The sequence below is a fragment of the Herbidospora cretacea genome, from assembly GCF_001570605.1.
Classification (GTDB): domain Bacteria; phylum Actinomycetota; class Actinomycetes; order Streptosporangiales; family Streptosporangiaceae; genus Herbidospora; species Herbidospora cretacea.
Window position 1 is genome coordinate 49,927 of the sequence record NZ_BBXG01000015.1, and the last position, 23,306, is coordinate 73,232.

General features: G+C 70.3%; 22 protein-coding genes. 11 read left to right on the plus strand and 11 right to left on the minus strand.

Annotation, left to right across the window (positions count from 1 at the left end; genetic code table 11):
* The first annotated feature begins 45 nt into the window (after positions 1–45).
* Both AW270_RS25955 and AW270_RS25960 read left to right on the plus strand, forming a co-directional pair.
* Complete coding sequence (locus AW270_RS25955; RefSeq protein WP_082801843.1) at positions 46–603, plus strand: RDD family protein; 558 nt, start codon at positions 46–48, stop codon at positions 601–603.
* A 56-nt stretch (positions 604–659) separates the two neighbouring features.
* Positions 660–2,066 (plus strand): M1 family metallopeptidase, encoded by a 1,407-nt coding sequence (locus AW270_RS25960; protein WP_061298514.1) that lies wholly within the window; start codon positions 660–662, stop codon positions 2,064–2,066.
* A gap of 7 nt (positions 2,067–2,073) precedes the next feature.
* Here AW270_RS25960 and ilvA read toward each other — a convergent pair whose 3' ends face one another.
* From ilvA to AW270_RS25980, 4 genes are all read right to left on the minus strand, one after another.
* Entirely contained in the window at positions 2,074–3,288 is a 1,215-nt protein-coding gene (gene ilvA / locus AW270_RS25965; protein ID WP_061298517.1) for a threonine ammonia-lyase, read from the minus strand.
* A 16-nt stretch (positions 3,289–3,304) separates the two neighbouring features.
* The gene (locus tag AW270_RS25970) at positions 3,305–3,952 is read right to left on the minus strand and encodes a LysE family translocator (RefSeq protein ID WP_061298519.1); all 648 of its coding nucleotides are present in this window, start codon (positions 3,950–3,952) and stop codon (positions 3,305–3,307) included.
* Between the two features lie 82 nt (positions 3,953–4,034).
* The gene (locus AW270_RS25975; RefSeq protein WP_061298521.1) at positions 4,035–5,027 is read right to left on the minus strand and encodes an ROK family protein; all 993 of its coding nucleotides are present in this window, start codon (positions 5,025–5,027) and stop codon (positions 4,035–4,037) included.
* 12 nt (positions 5,028–5,039) lie between these two features.
* Positions 5,040–6,215 (minus strand): FIST signal transduction protein, encoded by a 1,176-nt coding sequence (locus tag AW270_RS25980; protein ID WP_061298523.1) that lies wholly within the window; start codon positions 6,213–6,215, stop codon positions 5,040–5,042.
* Between the two features lie 220 nt (positions 6,216–6,435).
* Here AW270_RS25980 and AW270_RS25985 point away from each other — a divergent pair, with 220 nt between their 5' ends.
* The 4 genes from AW270_RS25985 (at position 6,436) to AW270_RS26000 (ending at position 10,586) form a co-directional block, all read left to right on the plus strand.
* Entirely contained in the window at positions 6,436–7,809 is a 1,374-nt protein-coding gene (locus AW270_RS25985) for a sigma 54-interacting transcriptional regulator (protein ID WP_439649074.1), read from the plus strand.
* The gene (locus AW270_RS25990) at positions 7,806–9,752 is read left to right on the plus strand and encodes a vWA domain-containing protein (protein WP_061298527.1); all 1,947 of its coding nucleotides are present in this window, start codon (positions 7,806–7,808) and stop codon (positions 9,750–9,752) included. Before AW270_RS25985 ends, AW270_RS25990 begins: the two co-directional genes overlap by 4 nt.
* Before the next feature lie 127 nt (positions 9,753–9,879).
* A complete protein-coding gene (locus AW270_RS25995; protein WP_061298529.1) occupies positions 9,880–10,128 on the plus strand; it encodes a hypothetical protein in 249 nt (82 codons plus the stop codon).
* Between the two features lie 26 nt (positions 10,129–10,154).
* Complete coding sequence (locus AW270_RS26000; RefSeq protein WP_061298531.1) at positions 10,155–10,586, plus strand: hypothetical protein; 432 nt, start codon at positions 10,155–10,157, stop codon at positions 10,584–10,586.
* Positions 10,587–10,589: 3 nt separating this feature from the next.
* On the opposite strand, the gene AW270_RS26005 is transcribed toward AW270_RS26000, so the two are convergent.
* A complete protein-coding gene (locus AW270_RS26005) occupies positions 10,590–11,729 on the minus strand; it encodes a cystathionine gamma-synthase (protein ID WP_061298534.1) in 1,140 nt (379 codons plus the stop codon).
* Positions 11,726–11,956 (minus strand): hypothetical protein, encoded by a 231-nt coding sequence (locus AW270_RS26010; RefSeq protein WP_157522639.1) that lies wholly within the window; start codon positions 11,954–11,956, stop codon positions 11,726–11,728. Before AW270_RS26010 ends, AW270_RS26005 begins: the two co-directional genes overlap by 4 nt.
* Positions 11,957–12,041: 85 nt before the next feature.
* On the opposite strand from AW270_RS26010, the gene AW270_RS26015 reads away from it, so the two are divergent.
* Positions 12,042–13,196 (plus strand): sensor histidine kinase, encoded by a 1,155-nt coding sequence (locus AW270_RS26015; protein ID WP_061298537.1) that lies wholly within the window; start codon positions 12,042–12,044, stop codon positions 13,194–13,196.
* On the opposite strand, the gene AW270_RS26020 is transcribed toward AW270_RS26015, so the two are convergent.
* Positions 13,182–14,552, minus strand: coding sequence for a cystathionine beta-synthase (locus tag AW270_RS26020; protein WP_061298539.1), 1,371 nt, complete (start codon positions 14,550–14,552; stop codon positions 13,182–13,184). The genes AW270_RS26015 and AW270_RS26020 overlap by 15 nt on opposite strands.
* 131 nt (positions 14,553–14,683) lie before the next feature.
* Here AW270_RS26020 and AW270_RS26025 point away from each other — a divergent pair, with 131 nt between their 5' ends.
* The 3 genes from AW270_RS26025 to AW270_RS26035 all read left to right on the plus strand — a co-directional run bounded on the left by AW270_RS26025 (position 14,684) and on the right by AW270_RS26035 (position 18,393).
* Positions 14,684–15,673 (plus strand): SGNH/GDSL hydrolase family protein, encoded by a 990-nt coding sequence (locus tag AW270_RS26025; protein ID WP_061298542.1) that lies wholly within the window; start codon positions 14,684–14,686, stop codon positions 15,671–15,673.
* Positions 15,674–15,722: 49 nt separating this feature from the next.
* Entirely contained in the window at positions 15,723–17,063 is a 1,341-nt protein-coding gene (locus AW270_RS26030) for an outer membrane protein assembly factor BamB family protein (protein WP_245674854.1), read from the plus strand.
* A 109-nt stretch (positions 17,064–17,172) separates the two neighbouring features.
* The gene (locus tag AW270_RS26035) at positions 17,173–18,393 is read left to right on the plus strand and encodes an acetyl-CoA C-acetyltransferase (RefSeq protein ID WP_061298546.1); all 1,221 of its coding nucleotides are present in this window, start codon (positions 17,173–17,175) and stop codon (positions 18,391–18,393) included.
* A gap of 4 nt (positions 18,394–18,397) precedes the next feature.
* Here the strand turns inward: AW270_RS26035 and AW270_RS26040 are convergent, their stop codons facing one another.
* The 4 genes from AW270_RS26040 to AW270_RS26055 form a co-directional block, all read right to left on the minus strand.
* The gene (locus AW270_RS26040) at positions 18,398–18,808 is read right to left on the minus strand and encodes a PPOX class F420-dependent oxidoreductase (RefSeq protein ID WP_061298764.1); all 411 of its coding nucleotides are present in this window, start codon (positions 18,806–18,808) and stop codon (positions 18,398–18,400) included.
* 99 nt (positions 18,809–18,907) lie between these two features.
* Positions 18,908–19,135: a DUF4287 domain-containing protein gene (locus AW270_RS26045; protein ID WP_061298765.1), complete on the minus strand. Its 228-nt coding sequence runs from the start codon at positions 19,133–19,135 to the stop codon at positions 18,908–18,910.
* A 168-nt stretch (positions 19,136–19,303) separates the two neighbouring features.
* The gene (locus tag AW270_RS26050) at positions 19,304–20,131 is read right to left on the minus strand and encodes a Bax inhibitor-1/YccA family protein (RefSeq protein WP_500784463.1); all 828 of its coding nucleotides are present in this window, start codon (positions 20,129–20,131) and stop codon (positions 19,304–19,306) included.
* A 52-nt stretch (positions 20,132–20,183) separates the two neighbouring features.
* Positions 20,184–22,088 carry a glycoside hydrolase family 15 protein gene (locus tag AW270_RS26055; RefSeq protein WP_061298550.1) on the minus strand — a complete coding sequence of 635 codons (1,905 nt, stop codon included), beginning with the start codon at positions 22,086–22,088 and terminating at the stop codon, positions 20,184–20,186.
* A 219-nt stretch (positions 22,089–22,307) separates the two neighbouring features.
* On the opposite strand from AW270_RS26055, the gene AW270_RS26060 reads away from it, so the two are divergent.
* Positions 22,308–23,306 carry a DUF418 domain-containing protein gene (locus tag AW270_RS26060; RefSeq protein WP_061298552.1) on the plus strand — a complete coding sequence of 333 codons (999 nt, stop codon included), beginning with the start codon at positions 22,308–22,310 and terminating at the stop codon, positions 23,304–23,306.

Here is a 23,306-nt window from a genome sequence, read left to right on the forward strand (position 1 = left end):
TACGCGGCGGATTTGTCCTGGTCCGCAGCGGGTGATCACCCTGGCATGGCTTCTCCGACACCGCCGCCGGGCGATCTCCCGGGCCAGGACCCGTCCCAGCCCTGGACACCGCCGCCCGCGCCGGGCGGGCGTCCCCCGTACGGGACGCCCGGTCCCGGCGCCCCGCCACCGGTCGGCCAACCCCTCGCCGGCCGGTGGCGCCGTCTTCTCGCCGGCATCGTGGACGCCGTCGTCGTCGCCATCCTCTCCACGCCGTTCACGTACGACACCTGGGCGGAGGTGTACGACGAGCGCACCGGCGTGTGGCACACCGAGCAGGTCACCCACTGGTTCTGGGGCTTCCTGATCGGGTTCCTGTACTACTGGCTCTTCCACGCCTACTGGAACGGCCAGACGCCCGGCAAGAAGATCCTCCACATGCGCGTGACCCGGGAGGACGGCACGCGCATCGGCACCGGCCAGGCGGCGGTCCGTTCGATCGTGTACGTCGTCCTCACGGCCACCTGCTGCCTGGGCTTCCTGGACCTCGTCTGGATTTTGTTCGACCGAAGAAAGCAGGCACTGCACGACAAAGCGGCATCAACCCTGGTCGTCGATGCCTGAGGGTGTCCGCAGCCTCGCATAAAGTGTCCCGGCAGGTCGTTCGGGGAGGGGCACCCATGCTGCAGGGCCGGTTCACCAGCGCGCTATCGGGCGCGCTCATCGTCGTCACACTCACGAGTTGCTCACCGTCGGGGGCGTCCGACCGGGGTCCGGCGCGCTCCGGGACGGCCGGGGCGAGCGGGATCGGCGACGCCGACTTCCCCACCGACGGCAACGGCGGCTACGACGTCGGCCACTACACCCTGGCCCTCGGTTACGACCCCGCGTCGCGGCGGCTGGCCGGCACGACCACGATCGACGCCACCGCGACCGAGAACCTGTCGAGCTTCAACCTCGACCTCCGCGGCTTCACCGTCGACGCGGTGACGGTCGGCGGCCGGTCGGCGCCGTTCTCCCGGTCGGGCGACGAGATGACCGTCACCGCCGACCTGCGCAAGGGCGTCCCGTTCCAGGCCGTGGTGACCTACCAGGGCGAGCCCCAGCCGGTGCGCGACTCCTCCAACCTGGGCAGCTACGGCTTCATCCCGACCAAGGACGGGTCGTTCGTGACGGCGGAGCCCAACGGGGCCAAGACCTGGTTCCCGTCCAACGACCACCCGGCCGACAAGGCCACCTACGACTTCCGGCTGACCGTCCCCGACGGCGTGACCGCCATCGCCAACGGCGAACTGCAGGGCCGGCCGGCGTCGTCGGGCGGCAAGACCACCTTCGTGTGGCGCGAGACCCACCCCATGGCCAGCTACCTGGCCACCATGACCACCGGGAACTTCCTGGTGAAGACCGGCACCTCCGAGGCCGGCACGCCCGTCTACGCCGCCGTCGACCCCCGCTACCAGGGTCAGCTCACCCGGCTCTACGAGCTCTCCGGCCGGATCACCGACTACTGGTCGACGATCTTCGGGCCCTACCCCTTCAAGTCGACCGGCGGCGTCATCGACGACTACGCGTCGGGCTACGCGCTGGAGAACCAGACCAAGCCGATCTACGGCGGCTTCGAGCCCGACGAGGGGATCATCTCCCACGAGCTGGCCCACCAGTGGTTCGGCGACAGCGTGAGCATCTCCCGCTGGAAGGACCTGTGGCTCAACGAGGGCTTCGCGACCTACGCCGAGTGGCTGTGGAGCGAACACCAGGGCCAGGGCACCGTCCAGCAGATCTTCGACCGCCACTACCGCAACGCCGAAGACCCGATCTGGAACTACCCGCCGGGCGTCGCGCAGAAGAACGACCTGTTCAACAACTCGGTCTACACGCGGGGCGCGATGGCCCTCCACGCCCTGCGCACCCAGGTGGGCGACCAGACGTTCTTCACGATCATCCGCCGGTGGGCCGCCGACCACCAATACGGCAACGCCACCACCGAGCAGTTCACCGCCCTGGCCGAGCAGCTCTCGGGGCAGAAGCTCGGCGAACTCTTCGGCCAGTGGCTGTTCGACAAGGGCCGCCCGACGACCCTCGGCTGAGGGGCGGTCAGGAGAAGATCAGCTTGTAGCCGTCCCGCCTGAGGGCGGCGAGCAGGTCGTGGCAGTGGTCGGGGCCGCGCGTCTCCAGCTGGAGCAGGACCTCGGCCTCGTCGAGGTGGAGGCGGGCGCCGACGCGTTCGTGGACGACGTCGAGGATGTTGGCCTTGAGCTCGGCCAGCCGCTGGAGCAGCGCCGCCAGGGCCCCCGGGCGGTCGGGCAGCCGGATGCGGAAGGCCAGGTAGCGGCCCGCGGCGGCCAGGCCGTGGCGGAGCACGCGGGCCAGCAGCAGCGGGTCGATGTTGCCGCCCGACAGGACCGCCACGACTGGGGGCTCGAAGGCGTGCGGCTTGTCGAGCAGGGCCGCCACCCCGGCGACGCCCGCCGGTTCGACGACCATCTTGCCGCGTTCGAGGCAGAGCAGCAGGGCCCGCGACAGCGACTCCTCCGAGACGGTCACCACCTGGTCGACCAGGTAGTGGATCATCTCGAACGGCAGGTCGCCGGGCCGGCCGACGGCGATCCCGTCGGCCATCGTGAACTGGGGCTCGACCATCACCGGGTGGCCCGCCGCGAGCGACTCGGGATAGGCGGCGGCGCGTTCGGCCTGGACGCCGACCACACGTACACCCGGACGGAGGTGTTTGGCCGCCAGGGCCACCCCGGCGGCCAGGCCCCCGCCGCCGATGGCGAGCACGATGGTCCCCGTCTCGGGGAGCTGTTCGATGATCTCCAGCCCGATGGTGGCCTGACCGGCGATGACGTCGGGGTGGTCGAAGGGGTGGATGAAGACCGCGCCGGTCTCGTCGGCGTGCTGCCTGGCGGCGTGGAGGGCGTGGTCGACGGTGTGACCGGCGAAGATGACCTCGGCGCCGTAGCCCCGGGTGGCCTCGACCTTGGGCAGCGGCGCGCCCTCGGGCATGTAGACGGTCGACTTGGCGCCCAGCAGGCCCGAGCCGAAGGCGACGCCCTGGGCGTGGTTGCCCGCGCTGGCCGCGACGACGCCCCTGGCCCGCTCCTCCTCCGACAGCCGGGCGATGCGCACGTAGGCTCCGCGCACCTTGAACGACCCGGCCCGCTGGAGGTTCTCGGCCTTCAGGTAGACGGGCCCGCCGATCGTCTCGGACAGCACCCGCGAGTGGACCATCGGGGTGTGGGCGATCACACCTTTGAGGAGTTCGCGGGCGGCGAGCACGTCGTCGTACGTCACCATCGGTGCAGCCATGCGCGCCATCCTGCCACTACGGCGTCGCGAGAACGGCTTCGGACCGGTCGGCGGCCAGACGCACCGCGAACGCCCCCAGCACGCTCCCGGTCACGTAGCGCTGGATCCGCACGGCGGTGGGCCGGGTCGAGAGGTAGGCGGCCAGTCCGCCCGCACCCAGGACGATCATGGCGTTGACGAGGATGCTGATGCTGATCTGCACGCTGCCCAGCATGAAGCTCTGCAGGATCACATGGCCGTGGGCGGGCTCGATGAACTGCGGAAGCAGCGACATGTAGAGGATCGCGACCTTCGGGTTGAGCAGGTTCGTGACCAGCCCCATGGAGAAGAGGCGGCCGTTGGAGTCCCTCGGCAGTTCCTTGGGCGAGAAGACGGCCTGGCCGCCGGGCTTGAGGGTCTTCCAGGCGAGCCAGAGCAGGTAGGCGGCCCCGGCGAGCTTGATCGCCGTGTACGCGGCCGGCACCAGCGCGAAGATCGCGGTCAGGCCCAGGCAGGTGGCGGTCAGATAGACGACGAACCCGACGAAGGTGCCCGTCAGCGAGACCAGCCCGGCCCTGCGGCCCTGCGAGATGGCCCGCGAGGCGAGATAGATCATGTTCGGCCCGGGGGTCAGCACCATCCCGAGCGACAGCACCGCGATCCCGACCAGCGCACCCCACTCCATGACCCAGTCCAGCCTTCCGGTGCCCGGGAATATTTCCGGACATGGTGTGTGAAAAGCCACAGGTACACAGGTCAGGCCGAGCTCAGGGAGACCAGTAGCGGTCTCCGCCCAGGATCAGGGCCGCCGCGCCGATCAGGCCCGCCTCCTGGCCCAGAGCCGCGGGCACGACCCTCACCCGCGACGCGAAGCCCATCCGCGCGTGCGTCCGCAGGCTCTCCTCCAGCGGCTCGAAGAGCAGCGGGCCCGCCTGGGACAGGCCGCCGCCGATGGTCACCAGGTCCACGTCGCACAGGTGGGTGGCCGAGGCGATGGCCAGGCCCAGGGCCCAGCCCGCGCGGGTCAGCGCGGCGACCGCGATCTGGTCGCCCGCCGCCGCGTCCTGGGCCAGCTGGCGGCCGGTGGCCTGGGCGTTCTCGCGGTAGAGGGCCGCGGCCTCCCTCTCGGACAGTTCCGGGTCCAGCGGCCCGGCGGCGGGGGCGCCGGGGACCCAGCCCTGGTCCACCGCCCAGGCCGCGAGCGCGGGGCCCCTGGCGATGGCCTCCAGGCATCCGTTCCCGCCGCAGCCGCAGGGCGGCCCGGCCGGGTCGACGACGATGTGGCCGATGTGGCCGGCGTTGCCGGTGCCGCCGTTGATCAGGCGGCCGTTCAGGATCAGGCCGCCGCCGACGCCGGTCGACACGACCATGCCGATCATGTCGTCGACGCCCTGCCCGGCGCCCTTCCAGTGTTCGGCTGCGGCCAGGGCGATGGCGTCGTTGTGGATGCGTACCGGAACGCCGGGGAACCTCTCCCGGAGCCTGGCCACCACCGGGAAGCCGCCGCGCCAGCCCGGCATGTTGAGGGGCGCGACCACACCCTCGGGCCAGGCCATCGGGCCGCCGCAGCCCACCCCCACGCCCTCGACCGGCTGGTCGCCGACCGTCGTCTCGATCAGGGACAGCAGCGCGAGCCAGAGGGTCTCGGCGTCCCCGTCAGGCGGGGTGGGCGCCACTTCCGAGGTCAGGATGTCTCCGGACGCGCCGGTCAGGGCGACCGCGCACTTCGTGCCGCCGATGTCGATCGCCAGAACCGCCACGGCGCGACCTTCTCACGACATGGACGAGAAGACCAGGACAGAAGCCGTGAATCCGTGCACGTGATTGACCCCGCCCACCGGCCCCACCTCGCCGGCCGCGAAGAACCCCGCGATCCCGATCGGGCCGAGCGTGTCGCGCAGCGCGAGGGCGTCGTGGTCGGGGGTGCCGAACATCGCCGAGCCCCGGCCGTTGCAGGAGAACAGCAGCGCGCCGTCGACCCGGCCGCCCCCCTCGACGTGGGCGTCGAGCAGTTCGTAAAGGTCCTCGTCGGCGGTCTCGGCGTCGCGGACCTGAAAGCGGACCGTGCGGCCGACCTCCACGACGTCCCCGATGGCCACCGCCTCCCGCTCGGGGTCGATGCCCAGGACGCCCCGGATGAGGAAGTCGCCGCGTTCGTGGCGCTCGGCGTACTCGTCCATGGCCACGCCGATCTGGAGGCCGCTGGCCACCAGTTCGCGGTCGTCCTCGTCGAGGGAGCTCACGATGTCCTCAAGGCGGGCCAGGGCGGGCTGACCGGCCAACTCCAGGAGCAGGTTGTCCTCGGCCGCTGTCACGATCATGGTCGGGCCGATGGGGCGGCACCCCTGGCTGACCACCGTGCTGATCTGGATCGGGCCGCTCAGCAGGACGCCGATCGCGCCCTCGTCGTAGACCTCGCCGTCGGCGAACAGCCGGACCGAGCCCCGCCCGCGCAGCCCGTTGGCCAGGCCGCCGATGATCGGCAGCGCGCCCAGGACCTCGCCGGAGTGCTCGATGAAGGCGTCGGTCGGGAAGGTGTAGGGATCGGCCAGCATGATCGCCACCCGGTCGTCCGGGTCGCGTTCCGGCAGGCCTATCACCACGAACCGGTCTTCGGCCCGCAGGGACTCGAGCGCGAACGTCGTCACCCGCGCCTCGCCCAGGCTGGCCGCCCACGCCGACACCGCCGGGGACAGCTCCACCCCCTGGGCGTCGCCGATCACCCCGGTCGCGCTGCAGCCGATCACGGCCGCCTCGGGCACGAGCTGCATGGCCCGCTGCCCCGCCCGTGCGACGTCGTCGGGATCTTCCCCGCAGATGAAGAAACAGACCAGGTCGGCGGGCCCGGAGAGGCCTTCCACGGCCTGCCGGATGGCCGATTCCGCACTCTCCACGAGATTGGGCCCGACGGCGAGACCGTCGGCGAACCGGCTCGTGATTACCGCCATCGTCTCGCCCCCTCTTTTACGGACAAGTCGCGCTATCTCAGGTAGACGTCTTGCATAGGCTTCATGCCCCGTTTCTCCCCAGACCCACGTAGCCGACGCGCACGGATCGTCACGCAATGGTCAAGATCCCAATCCGCTTCTCCGGGGCAATCGCGTGCCGGAACTCCAATCGCGACGTAGTCTCGATCCCGTGCACAAATCGCCAGCACCTGCTCCGACATTGAGCACTCTGCGCGAACTGCGCGAGAGTGGACATGTCCACCGGTCAGTCAAAGCCGAGATCCGAGAGAACCTGCTGGCCAGGCTGCGTGCCGGTGAGCCGAGATTCCCGGGCATCGTCGGCTTCGACGACTCCGTGCTGCCCTATCTCGAACGCGCGCTGATCGCCGGACACGACATCGTCCTCCTCGGTGAACGCGGCCAGGGCAAGACCCGCCTGATCCGCACCGTCGTCGGCCTGCTCGACGAATGGACGCCGGTCATCGCGGGCTGCGAGATCAACGACCACCCCTACGAGCCCGTCTGCGGACGCTGCCGCGCGCTCGCCGACGACGAGATCGTCGTCGCCTGGAAGCACCGCGGCGATCGCTACGGCGAGAAGCTCGCCACCCCCGACACCTCGGTCGGCGACCTGATCGGCGACGTCGACCCGATCAAGATCGCCGAGGGCCGTACCCTCGGCGACCCGGAGACCGTCCACTACGGCCTGGTGCCCCGCACCAACCGGGGCGTCTTCTCCGTCAACGAGCTCCCCGACCTGGCCGAGCGCATCCAGGTCGCCCTGCTCAACGTGCTGGAGGAACGCGACATCCAGGTCCGGGGCTACAACCTCAGGCTTCCGCTGGACGTCCTGCTGATCGCCTCCGCCAACCCCGAGGACTACACCAACCGGGGCCGCATCATCACGCCCCTGAAGGACCGCTTCGGGGCGGAGGTGCGCACCCACTACCCGAGGTCGATCGACGACGAGCTCGTGCTGATCCGCCAGGAGGCCGTGGCCGACATCGGCGCCGACGTGCCCGACCACCTGATCGAGATCATCGCCAGGTTCACCCGGCTGGTCCGCGAGTCCTCCGCCGTCGACACGCGCTCGGGGGTGTCGGCCCGGTTCTCCATCGCCGCCGCCGAGACCGCCGCCGCCTCCGCCGTGCGCCGGGCCGCGCTGACCGGCGAGGACCTGCCGGTCGCCCGGGTCTGCGACCTGCCCGGCATCGTCCACACGCTGCGCGGCAAGGTGGAGTTCGAGGTCAGCGAGGAGGGCCGGGAGATCGAGGTGCTCTCCCACCTGCTCCGGCGGGCCACCGCCGAGACCTTCCGCGGCACCCTGGGCGGCGCCGACCTGGCCCCGCTGCTCGACAAGTTCGCCGAGGGCGCCCAGATCGAGTCGGGCGAGATGGTCGGCGCGACCGAGCTGCTGCGCCGCATCGGCCGGGTCGAGGGCCTCGCCAAGATCATGTCCCGCATCGGCATGGGCGAGGGCGACGAGTCCCCCGGCCACGCCGCCGCCGCGCTGGAGTTCGCCCTGGAAGGCCTCTACCTGATGCGCCGCCTGTCGAAGGACGACATCGCGGGCGCCGCGGTCTACCGCACGTGACCTCCTACCGGTACGGCGAATACCAGGACGGCCCCGACCCCCTGGCCCCGCCCTATGACGTCAGGGGCGCGCTCGACGAGATGGGCGACGCCATCCTGTCGGGCTCCACGCCCCTCGACGCCCTGCGCGACCTGCTGAAACGCGGTCTGCCGAACGCCCCGGGGCGCAAGGGCCTGGAGGAGCTGCTCCGCCAGGTCCGCAAGCGCAGGCGGGACCTGCGGCAGAACACCCGGCTCGACGGGATCCTGGAGCAGGCCCGCGAGCTGCTCGACCGGGCCGTCGAGCAGGAGCGCACCGCCCTGTTCCCCGACCCGGCCGACGACGCCCGCTTCCGTGAGGCCCAGCTCGACAACCTGCCGGGGGACACCGCGAGGGCCGTACAGGAACTCTCGGAGTATGACTGGCGGTCGCCGCAGGCGCGCCAGACCTTCGAGGAGCTGCGCGACCTGCTGCGGCGCGAAGTGCTCGACAGCCAGTTCAAGGGCATGAAGGAGGCCCTGGCCAACCCCGACCCGGCCGCGATGGAGCGGGTCAGGCAGATGATGGCCGGGCTGAACGAGATGCTCGACCGCGACGCGCGCGGCGAGCACACCCAGCAGGACTTCGACGACTTCATGCGCGAATACGGGGACATGTTCCCCGAGAACCCGCGCAACCTCGACGAGCTCGTCGACCAGCTCGCCCGGAGGGCCGCCGCCGCGCAGCGGATGCTGGCCTCGCTGACCCCGCAGCAGCGCGAGGAGCTGGCCGGGCTGATGGAGCAGACCCTCCAGCAGAGCGGTCTGGCCGACCAGATGCGCCGCCTCGGCGACTCCCTCTACGCCCGCCGCCCCGACCTGGCCTGGAACTCCGCCGAGCGGGTCAGCGGCGAGTCGCCGACGGGCATGAGCGACTCGGTCAGCGCCCTCCAGGAGCTCGCCGACCTCAACGACCTGGAGTCGTCGCTGCGTCAGGACTATCCGGGCGCGCGCCTGTCCGACGTCGACGAGGAGGCGATCCGCCGCGCCCTCGGCCGCTCGGCCGTCGACGACATCCAGTCGCTCAAGCAGATCGAGCGAGAGCTGGAGCAGCAGGGCTACCTGCGCCGCAACCGGGGCAAGCTGGAGCTCACCCCGAAGGCGGTCCGCCGCCTGGGCGAGACCGCGCTGCGGCGGGTCTTCAACTCGCTGGAGAGCACCCGCCGGGGCGACCACGACCAGCACGACGCCGGGGCCGCCGGCGAGCTGACCGGCTCGACCCGGCCGTGGCGGTTCGGCGACGAGCAGCCGATCGACGTCGTCCGCACGGTGATCAACGGCGTGCGCCGGGGCGGCGGCGCGCCGGTGCGGCTGAGCGTGGACGATTTCGAGGTGGCCGAAACCGAAAGGCGCTCGGCCGCGGCGGTCTGCCTGCTGGTCGACCTGTCCTACTCGATGGCCCTGCGCGGCACCTGGGCGGCGGCGAAACAGACCGCGCTGGCCCTCCAGGCGCTGGTGGCCTCGAAGTTCCCCCAGGACTCGGTGCAGATCATCGGCTTCTCCAACTACGCCCGGGTGCTGCAGCCCGACGAACTGGCCGGCCTCGAATGGGACATGGTCCAGGGCACCAACCTGCACCACGCGCTGCTGATCGCGGGCCGCCACCTCGACCGCCACCCCGACTTCGAGCCGGTCGTCCTGGTCGTGACCGACGGCGAGCCGACCGCCCACCTGACGCGCGACGGCACCCCGAGGTTCGAGTGGCCCCCCTCGAAGGAGACCCTCGAACTGACGCTGGCCGAGGTCGACAAGATGACCCGCCGCCGGGCGACCCTGAACGTCTTCATGCTGGCCGCCGACGAACGCCTGAGGGCCTTCATCGACGAGGTCGCACGGCGCAACGGCGGGCGCGTGTTCGCCCCCAACGTCGACAAGCTGGGCGAGTACGTCGTCAGCGACTTCCTGAGGGCACGCCGGAGGTCGTAGGCCCAACCTCGACAAAGGGTGATTTCGGTCTTACCGCCGGTAAGACCACCCTCTCTTGCACCTCACAGCTGACCATGGTGAGCGGCTCATAGTGTGCGATGCACCGCACGCGATTGGAGTCGCGCACATGTTGTCCAGCCTCATCCTCGTCGTCTCTCTCGTGCTCGCCTTCGGCGCCATGGCGAGCTTCGCCCTCCTGGTTTTCAGCATCAAGCGGGAGGACCGCCGGCGCAGCCTCACCATGAGCCCCCAGAGCGCGATGTCGTCGCTGTCGCGGCGCATGCTCGGACTGAATGTGGATCACACGGCGTGTGCGATCCACCCCGAGCAGGCCTGCCGGACATGCGCGAAGGTCGACGCCACTCTCACCGTCTGACGCGTGATCGCGATAGCCTTCGGCGCATGTCGTTCCTCGACAAGCTGCTCCTCTGGCTTCACATCGCCTTCGCCATCTTCACGATCGGCCCGCTGACCGTGGTCACGAGCTCGATCCCGCGCTACATCCGCAAGAAGGACCTGAGCGTCCTGCGCTACCTGAAGCGGATGGGCCGGGTGTTCGGCCTGCTGACCCTGGGGGTCTTCCTCTTCGGGGTGCTGCTCGGCCGCAGTGGCCTGGGAGCGGTCTACCTGACCGTGTCCATGACGCTGTTCATAGTCGCGGCCGTGATGCTCGTCATCATCGACCGCGACGCGAAGAACGCGATCATCGCCCTGGAGAACGACGACCCGTCGGACGACGGGAAGGTCCAGACCGCCAGGGTCGCCGCGCTGGGCGGCATCGTCGCCCTGATCTGGCTGGTGATCCTCGTTCTGATGGTCTTCTTCAACCCCTGACGGCTAGCCGAGCGCCTGCGAGAGGTCGTCGAGGAGGTCCCCGACGGTCTCGATGCCGACCGACAGCCTCACCAGGTCGGCCGGGACCTCGAGCGGCGAGCCCGCCGCGCTCGCGTGGGTCATCCGGCCGGGGTGCTCGATCAGCGACTCGACGCCGCCGAGCGACTCGCCGAGGGTGAACAGGCGGGCCCGGTCGCACACGTCGACGGCCGCCTGCTCGCCGCCCGCGACCCGGAACGACACCATGCCGCCGAACCGCTTCATCTGCTTGGCGGCGATCTCGTGGCCGGGGTGGCGCTCGATCCCGGGGTAGAACACCTCGACCACCTTCGGGTGGGAGAGCAGCAGGTCGACGACGCGCTCGGCGTTGTCGCAGTGGCGGTCCATGCGGACGCCCAGGGTCTTCACGCCGCGCAGCGTCAGCCACGCGTCGAACGGCCCGGCCACCGCGCCCATGGCGTTCTGGTGGTAGGTGAGCTCCTCGCCCAGCGTGGTGTCGCGGGCGATCAGCGCGCCGCCGATGACGTCGGAGTGGCCGCCGACGTACTTGGTCGTCGAGTGGACGACCACGTCGGCGCCGAGCGCGAGGGGCTGCTGGAGGTAGGGCGAGGCGAAGGTGTTGTCGACCACGAGCAGCGCGTCGCCGTCGTGGGCGATCGAGGCCAGCTTCTCGATGTCGGCGATGCCGAGCAGCGGGTTGGTCGGCGTCTCGACCCAGATGACCTTGGTCTCGGGGCGCATCGCGGCGCGCACCGCCTCGGCGTTGCCCAGCGGGACCGGGTCGTAGGCCAGGCCCCAGCGCTCCAGCACCTTGGCGAACAGCCGGTAGGTGCCGCCGTAGGCGTCGTCGGGGATGATCACGTGGTCGCCGGGGCGGCAGACCGTGCGGAGCAGGGTGTCCTCGGCGGCCAGGCCGGAGGCGAACGCGAGCCCGCGCACCCCGCCTTCGAGGGCGGCCAGGCACGACTCGAGCGCGGTCCGGGTCGGATTCGCCGACCTGCTGTATTCGTAGCCGCCCCGCAGGCCGCCCACACCGTCTTGCTTGTACGTCGAGACGGCGTAGATGGGCGGGACCACGGCACCGGTCAGCGAGTCGGGCTCCTGGCCGGCGTGGATGGCCAGGGTTTCGAATCCTTCAGTCATGCAGTCGAGCGTATCGGCTGGGCCGCCCTCTGCTTTTCCTTCGCCCTGAACTCGGGCAACTCCACGACCTCGGCCTTCTTCTCCCGCTCGAACCACGAGAGCAGCACCGGGTCGGCGAACGCCAGCGCGCCGACGAGAACCATTCCTAACGCCACCAGGGCGATCGCGACGACGGTCACGAGAACCACCTCCACTCTCCATGGAACAAGAAGGGCCCTCGTCTTCATCTCGCCCATGGGAACGGTTCGCGCCGAACGGGTCGGCCGATCGGCCGATGTCCGATGTACCCCTTTCGTCGTAGCCTCGGCGATCGTGTGGGAACGACTGAGCACCTGGACCCAGCGGGTGGGCGAGATCGCCCTGCTCGGCATCCTCGGGCTGACTTTCGTGTTCGACGCCCTCATCTCGGCCGGCCCGCGGGACGGCGCCGGCGCGGCGGTCGCCCTGACCGGCGCGGGCCTCGGGATCGTGGCGGTGTTCCTGCGCAGGCGCCGGACCGGGCTGGTGGCCGTCGCGCTGATCGCGGCGTCGCTGATGCTGTCGCTGTCGTTGATCGCGACGCCGGTCACCAACGCGGTCGGCTTCACCGAGGCGGGCGCGTTCATGGTGCTGACCATCACCGTGCTCCGCCGGGTCGAGCCGGTGAGGAACGCGGTGGTCATCGTCATCGGGATCCTGGTGGTGCTCGTCTCGCTCCCCGGGTTCCGGCTGAAGATGAGCGACTACTACTCCGAGTTCCCGACCGCGGCCGCCTTCCTGTTCGTGATCGGCTGGAGCGTGGGGGCGGGGATCGGCGGTTATCTCCGCGTCCAGCAGGAGCGCCGCAAGATCGGCGAGGAGCGGGTCAGGCGGGGCGAGCGCCTCGACCTGGCCAGGGAGCTCCACGACCTGGTCGCCCACCACATCACCGGCATCGTCGTGCAGGCCCAGGCGGCCCGGACGGTGGCCGAGACCCAGCCCGAGGCGGTGGTCCCGGCCCTGGACGCCATCGCCGGGGCCGGGAGCGAGGCGCTGACCTCGATGCGCCGCCTCGTCGGCGTGCTCCGGGCCGACGACCACGCCACCCGCCACGTCGGCGTCACCCTCGACGACCTGCGGAAGATGGTCGACCAGTTCTCCCCCGCCGCCACCTTCGACCTCGGGCCCGGCGTCACGTCGCTGACCCTGGCCCCGGAGGTGCTGACCACGCTGCACCGGGTGCTGACCGAGTCGCTCACCAACGTGCGCCGCCACGCGCCGCACGCCCCCTGGGTCGAGGTGCGGCTGACCACCTTCGACAGCGCGGTGCGCCTGCGCGTCGCCAACCCGCTGTCGGCCGCCGACCCCCGGCTGTCGCGGCTCGGCGGCGGGTTCGGCCTGGTGGGCATGGCCGAACGCGTCGAGACCATGGGCGGCCACCTCGTCGCCGGCCCGGTGGCCGGGCACCTGTGGGAGGTGGCCGCGGTGGTGCCGCTACCGGCCCGCTAGGAACGCGAGCAGGTCCTGCCTGGTCACGAGGCCGGCGGGCTTGCCGTCGTCGAGGACGACCGCCGCGTCGGCCTTCTCCAGCGCCTCTATCGCGCGGGCCACCGCCTCGCCGGAGCCGATCATCGGCAGCGGCGCGGACATGTGGTCGCCCAGCGGGTCTTCGGCGTGGACCTTGCCCCGGTAGAGCCCGTCGAGCAGGTCGCGCTCGACGATCGAGCCGACCACCTCGGCCGCCATGACCGGAGGCTCCTCCTTCATGACCGGGAGCTGCGAGACGCCGTATTCGCGCATGATCGCGATCGCCGTGGACACGGTCTCGTGAGGGTGCACGTGGACGAACTGGGGCAGCACCCCGCCCTTGCGGACGAGCACCTCACCGACGGCGTGTTCGTCGGCCGCCGTGGACAGGAAGCCGTAGTCGGCCATCCACTCGTCGTTGAAGATCTTCGACAGGTAGCCGCGCCCGCTGTCGGGCAGCAGCACGACCACGACGTCGTCGGGGCCGGCGTTGCGGGCCACCCGGATCGCCGCCACCGCGGCCATCCCGCACGAGCCGCCCACCAGCAGCGCCTCCTCGCGGGCCAGCCGCCGGGTCATGCCGAACGAGTCACGGTCGGAGACGGCGATGATCTCGTCGCAGATCCCGGTGTCGTAGGTGGCCGGCCAGATGTCCTCGCCAACGCCCTCGACCAGGTAGGGACGGCCGGTGCCGCCCGAGTAGACCGAGCCTTCAGGGTCGGCGCCGATGATCTTCACCCGGCCGCCGGAGACCTCTTTCAGGTAGCGGCCGGTGCCGCTGATCGTGCCGCCGGTGCCGACGCCCGCCACGAAGTGGGTGATCCGCCCCTCGGTCTGCTCCCAGATCTCCGGGCCGGTCGAGTGGTAGTGGCTGTTGGGGTTCTCCGGGTTGCTGTACTGGTCGGGCTTCCAGGCGTTCGGGGTCTCCCGCGCCAGCCGGTCGGAGACCGAGTAGTAGGAGTTGGGGTGGTCGGGAGAGACCGCGGTCGGGCAGACCACGACCTCGGCGCCGTAGGCGCGCAGCACCGCGATCTTGTCGTTGGCGACCTTGTCGGGCACGACGAAGAGGCACTTGTAGCCCTTCTCCTGCGCCACGATGGCCAGCCCCACGCCGGTGTTGCCCGAGGTCGGCTCGACGATCGTGCCGCCCGGCTTGAGCGCGCCGCTGCGCTCGGCCGCCTCGACCATGCGCAGCGCGATGCGGTCTTTGACCGACCCGCCCGGGTTGAAATATTCGACCTTCGCCAGCACCTGCGCCGGCGCGCCCGCCGTCACCTTGCGGAGCCTCACCAGCGGGGTGTTCCCCATCAGCTCGATCAGCGAGTCGTGTACGCGCACCGCGACAACCACCTTGCGTTATTTGCCGAAGCTTTGTCGGCCGGACGGCAGCCTCAGCCCCAAGAGGGTGGCCGGGGCTGAGCTAGTTTCACTTCACACCGTATAGCCACACCGTATAGGGGGTCGGTCCGGTGATCTGGACTCCGGGCGCGGCACGCGCGGCCAGGCGCATCGCGACCGCCGCGGCACTGGGCGGGGGCGGCATGACCGCCCTGGGCGCGGCGGCCTACGCCCTCCTGCTGACCGAGGCCGCGCTGGCCCGCCGCATCGTCGGCCGCCCGGTCTCCGAGGACGGCCCGCCCTCCGACGGCGTCTACGGCGAGGACTCGGCCGGCGACGGAGCCCCGCCGATCTCCATGGTCGTGCTCGGCGACTCGACCTCGGTCGGCCTCGGCATGACCGACCCGAAGGACACCCCCGGCGTCAACCTCGCCCTCGGCCTGGCGGCCATGGCCGAACGCCCGGTCCGGCTGACCGTCGTGGGCCGCTCCGGCGCGATCTCCCGCGATCTCGACGCCCAGGTCGACCGGGCCCTGGAGGCCGCCCCCGATCTGGCGGTCGTCTTCATCGGCGCCAACGACGTCACCACCCAGACCCGCCCGGCCACCGCGGTCCGCCACCTCCAGGACGCCGTCAGGCGGCTGCGGGAGGCGGGCGCGGAGGTGGTCGTGGGCACCTGCCCCGATCTCGGCACGGTCCGGCCGATCGCCCAGCCGTTGCGCTGGGTGACGCGCCGGTGGAGCCGTCAGCTCGCCGCGGCCCAGACCATCGCGGTGATCGAGGCGGGCGGGCGCACGGTCAGCTTCGCCGACCTGCTCGGACCCTCGTTCATGACAAATCCGGCAGAAATGTTCGGACCGGATCGATTCCATCCAAGTGCCCGAGGCTACCTACAGGCTGCTTACACAGTGCTACCTTCTGTATGCGCCGCGCTCGACCTGTGGCCAGAGCCCTCCCCCGAGCGCGTCGAAGGCTCGCAATACCTTCTGGCGGCGATGGCCGTTGAGGAACCCGGAACCGAGGTCACCGCGACCCGCGTCGCAGGCCGGGCGGTCGGTCCCCACGGACGGTGGGCCATGCTGCTCCGCCGCAGGCGTGACGCGGTGTCTCCGCACACCTGATTCCGGTCACCCTCGGCGTCCGGGCCGTCACCCCCTGGAGGAGTGAATCTTGATACGGCCCCATGCCCTCGCGCTCGCCCTGCTCACCTGTGGAGCCCTGGCCGCCTGCTCGGGCAGTGACGCGGCCATCGCCCCCGCTGACTTCCCCACCTGGAGCAACACCCAGGTCAACATGGTCAGCCGGACCACTACCGGAGCCGGGGTGGCGGCCCTGACGTCGATGCGGGCCGACGGCGCGCTGGAGACCGTGGCTGTCGAGCTGACCAGCGGGAAGAAGCTCTGGGCCCAGCCCGCCACGATGGCCGGGCGGCTGCCCGGCATGGGCGTGCAGGCCCCCGCCACCGTGGAGACCGCCCCCGGCCAGGGCGTCGTGGTCGCGCTCGACCCGGCCAAGCAGGGCAGATGGAACGCGACGCTGATGGCGCGCGACGCGCGTACCGGAAAGCAGCTGTGGACCCGGCCGGTCCACTCGACCTTCGGGCCGCAGCGGTGCGGCAAGTTCGTGTGCATGTCCGAGCACACCGCGCTGGCGAACGCCCGGATGGTCGTGCTCGACCCGCTCACCGGCAAACTGCTGTGGAAGATGCCCGGGATCGCCGAGGTCGAGTGGGCCGACGACCAGCACGTCGTCATCCTGCGGCTGGCCGCCAACCCGGTCGTGGAGGCCTACTCGCTCAAGGACGGCAAGCCCCTGTGGCAGCAGCCGGTGCAGGCGGCCCTGGGCAACGGGGTCGACCTGTCGGGCGGCTGGGCGTTCGGGGTGGCCGGTGACCGGCTGGTGGGGTACATCGCGCCGTACACGCATCCGAAGACCGGGAAGACCTCCACGTTCGGGATGTTCTCCATCCGGATGAACGACGGGGTGATCGACTGGGTCCGGCCGTCGGTGGTGCGGGTCTACCCGAGCGGCAACCCGGCCGTGTCGCCGGTGGTGCGGCCGGTCGACGACGAGGGCACCTACGGCGGGTTCGCCCGGCTCGACGGGCAGAGCGGCCGGGTGATAGGCCAGATCACCGCCACCCAGGTCCCCGGTTCGGGCTGGTGGCTGGCGTTCCCGTCGGCGATGAACACCCTGGGGTTCCTCAAGCACAACGCGCCCGGCTCGGCCTTCGACCTGTCCAGCGGCCAGGCCACCCAGGTCAAGGGCGTCCGGAGCTGGTCGTTCTGCGTGACCGACCCCCAGCCGCTGGGCAAGGCCGCCGCCGGTTTCTACTCCGTGGCCTCGCTGTGCGAGTTCGACCTGGCCACCGGCAAGCGCACCGCGGACCAGGGCGCCCCGCCGGCCTGGTTCACCGGCGCCCAGAACGGGTGGCGCCTGTGGCGCGACGAGAAGGGCGCCCTCCACGGGATCAAGGACGCCACCACAACGCTGCCCGGCATGTACGGCTAGATCTTGTGCACCAGTACAAAGTTCTGTTTTTCGGCCCCCTGACGCCGACTTCGGGAATCCCAGGTAGTAGCTTTCCGAGGAGAGGTAGCCGTCTTACAGGAGAGCCCCCATGCCAGAGGCAGTCATCGTCGCGACCGCCCGCTCCCCCATCGGTCGCGCCAACAAAGGATCACTCAAGGACATCCGGGCCGACGACCTGACCGTCCAGATGGTCCGGGCGGCGCTGGCCAAGGTGCCGCAGCTCGACCCGAACGAGATCGACGACCTGATGCTCGGCACCGGCCAGCCGGCCGGTGAGCAGGGCTTCAACCTGGCCCGGGTGGTGACCGTGCTGCTCGGGCTCGACCGGGTGCCGGGCACCACCGTCAACCGCTACTGCTCGTCGTCGCTGCAGACGACCCGGATGGCCTTCCACGCGATCAAGGCCGGCGAGGGCGACGTGTTCGTCTCGGCCGGCGTGGAGTGCGTGTCCCGGTTCGTGAAGGGCGCCGCCGACTCCTGGCCCGACACCCGCAACCAGGCGTTCCTCGACGCCAAGTCGCGCACCGAGGCCGCCGCGGCCGGGGGCACGCCCCCGTGGCACGACCCCCGCGACGACGGCGCCCTGCCCGACATCTACATGGCGATGGGCCAGACCGCCGAGAACGTCGCCTCCTCCCGGGGCGTCAGCCGCCGCGAGCAGGACGAGTTCGGCGTCCGGTCGCAGAACCTGGCCGAGAAGGCGCTGGCCAACGGCTTCTGGGAGACCGACATCACCCCGGTGACGCTCCCCGACGGCACCGTCGTCAGCAAGGACGACGGCCCCAGGGCGGGCACCACCTACGAGGCCGTCTCGCAGCTCAAGCCGGTCTTCCGCCCCGACGGCACGGTCACCGCGGGCAACTGCTGCCCCCTCAACGACGGCGCCGCCGCCGTGGTGATCATGAGTGACGTGAAGGCCGCCCAGCTCGGCATCACCCCGCTGGCCCGGATCGTCTCCACCGGCGTCACCGGCCTGTCGCCCGAGATCATGGGCCTGGGCCCGGTCGAGGCGTCGAAGAAGGCGCTGGCCAAGGCCGGCATGGCGATCGGCGACGTCGACCTGGTGGAGATCAACGAGGCGTTCGCGGCGCAGGTGATCCCGTCGTACCAGGAGCTCGGCATCGACGTCGACCGGCTCAACGTGAACGGCGGCGCGATCGCGGTCGGCCACCCCTTCGGGATGACCGGCGCGCGCATCACCTCGACGCTGATCAACAGCCTGCGCTTCCACGACCGGACCATCGGCCTGGAGACGATGTGCGTCGGCGGCGGCCAGGGCATGGCGATGCTGGTGGAGCGTCTGTCGTAACGCTCTATCCGTGGAAGTCGGGACCGGCCTTCGTGACGTCGACGCTGATGATCACGCGCCGGTCCCGCTCCATGGCGGCGCGGTAGTCGTCCCAGTCGGGGTGTTCGCCGCTGATGTCGCGGTAGTAGTCGACCAGCGGCTCCATCGCCTCGGGCAGCGAGATCACCTCGGCCGTGCCCTCCAGCTGGAGCCACTGGCCGTAGAAGGCGTCGGTCATGACCGTCAGGACGACCTCGGGGTTGGCCCGCACGTTCTTCGTCTTCACCGCGGTCTCGCGGCTGCTGATGACGACCCGGTCACCCGCGCCCACCCCGACCGTGACGGGGGACGACTGGATGCGGCCGTCGGCATAGCGGGTGATCATGACCGCGCGGTGGTTGGCCCGGACGAACTCCAGAGCCTTCTGAATCTCCATGAACACCATGATGCGCCCGCGCCGGAGGGGGCGCGGGCGCCTGTCTAAGACAGATTCCTGGCGCGAGCCACAGTCGGCCTTCGGCCGACCGCGTCTCGCTTAGAACAGGTGGCCGCGTCGGCGACGTTCGTGCTCCAGCACGATGGCGGCGGCGTAGCCGTGGGTCAGCCCGTGTTCGTCGGCGAGCCAGTTGGCGCGCTCGTCGCAGCGAGAGAACGACGGACCGTTGTCGATGGCTTGAAACCACTCGGGGAGTTCGCGTCCGGTGATGCTGGGAACGCGGGCGATGAGCTTTGTTTGGGTCTCCAGTGAGTGGTTCAACGACATGAGCACCTCCACGGATAAGGCTCCTTTGAGTCGACACTGCCTCACCGGTAGGGGCTTGACAAGACCCAACAGACATCTCTTCGTTACGAGATGTTGATCTCCCGTTCCTTGCCGGACGACGAAAAACGCCCCCGGCGCGGTGCCGGGGGCGTCGTTTCCGTCGTTCGATCAGTCGTCGCCGGAGAAGTACGACAGCAGCCGCAGGACCTCCAGGTAGATCCAGACGATGCTGAGCATCAGCCCGAAGACCAGCAGCCAGGACGTGCGCTCAGGGGCGCCGGCCTGCACCGCGTGGTTGATCTCGTCGAAGTCGAGCAGCAGGAAGAACATGCCCAGCAGGATCATCGCGGCGCTGAACACGATCGCCAGCGCCCCGCCGGAGCGGAGGCCGAGGCCGCCGGGCACCCAGATGCCGACGAGCATGTTGACCAGGATCAGGCCGATGGCGCCGATCGCGGCGCCGATCACGAACTTGGCGAACTTCGGCGTGGGCCGGAAGATGTTCAGCGCGTAGACCGCGAGGACACCCAGGACCGCCATCATCGTGCCGACGATCGCCTGGAGGACGAGGCCGTTGCCGAAGCGGGCTGCGAAGATCAGGCTGATGCCGGCCAGCGCGACGCCCTCGAGCACCGCGTAGGCCAGGATGAGCGCCGGGTTGGTGCTCTGCTTGAAGGTGATGACCAAGCCGAGGATCAGCGCGGCGATGAGCGCCACGACGGCGATCCCCATGGGGACCTCCATGATCCACGCCACGCCCGCGGACGCCATGAGCGTGCCGAGGACGATGAAGCCCTTCATGACGACGTCGTCCATCGTCAGGGTGCGGCCCATGCCGGCAGGGGGCGCGTAGGACGGCTGGTTGTACATGTCCTGCAAATGCTGGGGGCTCGGCGCCGGCCCCGACCACTGTCCTTGGCCGACCGGGCCACGCCGACTGAAAATCGGGTTCCTGCTCTCCACCGCGTTGCCTCCACGATGCGGTTTAATGATCACTTTTTCGCCATGGTCCCGTGGAGTTCATTCCTCCGCAAGACCGAGCGATGGTTCACCGCCTCCTCAACGAGTGATCCGCCGGAGAAGTTCCGGGGGCGTGATGTGCGGTTTCCGCCCGGATGATGTGGATGATTGCGTTGATCAGCGCCAGGTGGGTGAAGGCCTGCGGGAAGTTCCCGAGCTGCCGTCCGCTGACCGGGTCGATCTCCTCGGCGTACAGGCCGAGGGAGCTGGCGAAGGACAGCAGCTTCTCGCACAGCCGTCGGGCCCGCTGGAGCTCGCCCGTCTCGGCCAGCGCGCTGACCAGCCAGAACGAGCAGATCGTGAAGGTGCCCTCCTCGCCGGACAGGCCGTCGTCGGTCTCCTTCGTGCGGTAGCGCAGCACCAGGTCGTCGACCGTGAGGTCGTCGGCGATGGCCAGCACGGTCGCCCGCACGCGCGGGTCGTCGGCCGGCAGGAAGCGCACCAGCGGGATCAGCAGCAGCGAGGCGTCGAGCGCGTCGGTGCCGTAGTGCTGCCGGAAGATCCCGTTCTCGCTGACGCCGTTGGTGCAGATGTCGTCCTTGATCTCGTCGGCGACCTTCTGCCACGTCTCGGCCAGCGCGGGCTCGCCGCGCAGTTCGGCCAGCCGGGCGCCCCGGTCCATGGCCACCCAGCACATGACCTTGGAGGAGGTGAAGTGCTGCGGCTCGCCGCGCACCTCCCAGATGCCCCGGTCGGGCTCGCGCCAGTGCTTCATCGCGGCCTCGACCTGGCGGACCAGGATCGGCCATATCCGGTCGTCGAGCCGGTCGCGCGACTTGATGTGGATGTAGAAGGAGTCGAGGACCGCGCCCCAGACGTCGTTCTGGCGGTGGTCGAACGCGCCGTTGCCGACCCTGACCGGTTTGGCGCCCTCGTATCCCTCCAGGTGGCCGAGGATGCGCTCGGTGAGGTCGCGTTCGCCGTCGACGCCGTACATGATCTGGAGCTCTTCGTCTCGTTCGGCCACGTCGGCGATGAACCAGAAGAAGTCGTCGGCCTCCCAGTCGAAGCCGAGCGTGTAGAGGCCCCAGAGCGCGAACGTGGAGTCGCGCACCCACGAGTAGCGGTAGTCCCAGTTGCGCTCGCCGCCCGGGGTCTCCGGCAGCGAGGTGGTCGCCGCCGCGACCAGGGCCCCCGTCGGGGCGAACGTGAGCCCCTTCAGGGTGAGCGCGCTGCGCTCCAGGTAGCCGCGCCAGGGGTGGTCGGGGATGTCGCCGCGCGCCAGCCAGTGCTGCCAGTGGTGCGCGGTCCAGACGAGCCGCTTGTAGGCGTCCTCGTAGTTGTACGGGGGTTCGTGCTCGGTCCAGGAGAGCGCGACGAACCGGGTCTCGCCCTCCTTGATGAGCGTCCGCGCCATGGCGCGGCCCGCCTCGAACCCGAGGCGCATGTCGGTGGTGAGGCGCAGCCGGAGATCGCTGCCGTCTGCCGTCGCCAGTCCTTGGTGGTATCCCCTGCCTGTGTATGACCAGGTCACGGGCTTACGGCCGTAGTCGAGGACCGGTTCGCAGTCCAAAGTGATCTGCAGTTCGCCCGACACGCAGCGGACCGTCCTGAGCAGGACGTGGTCGCTGTCGTAGTCGGTGGGCGCTCTCCGGTGGGTGTGGGAGAGCTCGTTCTCGTGGTGCCAGGGGCCCATGAGGAGGACGTCCCTGACGATGATCCAGCCCTGGGGGGTGCCCCAGGAGGTCTCCAGCACCATCGTGCCCGGGAGATATCGGCGGGCGGCCGGGACGTAGGTGTCGGCCGGGCCGAGCCGGAACCGCCCCGCGCCACGGTCGAGCACCGCGCCGAAAACCGACGGGGAGTCGAGCCGTGGCAGGCAGAGCCATTCGATGTTTCCGCTGCTCGCGACCAGTGCGGTCACTTCGCAGTCGGAGAGGAAGCCGTAGTCCGCGATAGGGGGAAAGGGGGAAGATCCGTGAAGCGTGTCCATGTTCCACCCGTCCGATCGCCGTACCGTGTTCCGAGCCACGATACGCCGCGATCAACGCACGCAAGATCATTTTGACCATGTCTCGGGTCGAGTCGTGATGGAGTACGGGCCAGGTCCGGGGCCGGTTCGCCGTCCCGGCCGAAAGGACGAGGCGCCGGCGGTCTCAACTGGCCGTTCGGATCAGGCCGGGGACCGCCGCCGTGACCACACTTTGGCGACATGTCACGACAAGCCCCCCAGCAATCCCCCCGGCCACGCATCGTGGCGCTCGACGTGATCCGCGGGTTCGCGCTCTGCGGGATCCTGGTCGCCAACGTGCGGCCGATCGCGACCACGGTCGGCCTGCTGCCCCCCGACGGCGCGCCGCCGACCACCGCCGACCTCTGGCTCGGGCTCCTGGTCGACCACCGGTTCTTCCCGATCTTCTCGCTGCTGTTCGGGATGGGCTTCTCGCTCCTCTACGAGTCGGCCGAGGCTCGGGGCGTGTCGCCGCGCCTGGTGCTGCTGCGGCGGCTGCTGGCGCTGTTCCTGCTCGGGCTGGCACATCGGCTGCTCTGGGACGGCGACATCCTCACGATCTACGCAGCGGCCGGGCTGGTCGTGCTGCTGCCGTCGTCGTGGCTGCCCCGGCGGGTGGTCGCGGCGCTCGCGGCGGTCGCCCTCGGCGCGGCCCTCTTCCTCGGCGGCGGGATCCTGGTGGTGCCGGGGCTGTTCCTGCTGGGGTCGGCGCTGGTGCGGTTCGGGGTGGCCGACCGGCTGGAGTCGTCCACAAGGATTCCGCTGCTGGTCGGGGCGGTGGCGCTGGTCCCGGCCGTCGTGCTCGGTCACCTCCAGGCCTCGGATGTGAACCTGTTCACCGCCGCCGGGCTGGCGACCGCGACGGTCTACTTCTGCCTGTTCCTGGTGCTGCTGCGCAGCCCCCTCCGGGGGTTCCTGTACGGCCTCCTCGCGCCCCTGGGCCGGATGGCGCTGACCAACTACCTGACGGCGACGCTGCTCGTGCTGGCGGCGTCGAGGCTGGTCGGCGGGACCGCCGAGGACTGGTCGACGGGGACGGTGCTGGGGATCGCGGGGGTCATCCTGATCGTGCAGTGGGTGTGGTCGGCGCTGTGGCTGCGGCACTTCCGGCAGGGCCCGGTCGAACACGCGTGGCGGCTGGTCACCTGGCCGCGAAAGGCACGCACGGGTATTGCACCCGGCCACCCCCGCGTGCCTTGA